This window comes from Microvirga pakistanensis (assembly GCF_004458765.1).
GTDB lineage: Bacteria > Pseudomonadota > Alphaproteobacteria > Rhizobiales > Beijerinckiaceae > Microvirga > Microvirga pakistanensis.
This window is the reverse complement of sequence record NZ_SPJX01000500.1, coordinates 1-223: the sequence shown is the minus strand read 5'-3', so window position 1 is coordinate 223 and position 223 is coordinate 1. Positions and strand designations below refer to the sequence as shown.

1 pseudogene is annotated in these 223 nt (G+C 57.4%); it reads left to right on the top strand.

The annotated features are described in order from the left end of the window. A pseudogene (locus E4K09_RS30455) lies at positions 1-162 on the top strand (FAD-dependent oxidoreductase); the annotation flags it as partial. Between the last annotated feature and the right edge of the window lie 61 nt (positions 163-223).

Genomic DNA, 223 nt, shown 5'->3' with positions numbered 1-223 from the left:
TCAACACAGATGGGCATCCTTCTTGCCGACGCGATTATGGGCAGAGGCGATCGCAATCCGGTCAATGGTCTGGAATGGCCGACCATCGCCGGGTACTCAGGAAAACCATGGGTCCTCCCGATGGTTGGCCTCTACTACAAAATGCTCGACAAGATCCAATAAGAAAAGGCGGCCTGTGCCGCCTTTCTCGCGTGCGTCCCGTGATGACGTTCCCGCCGCCGAT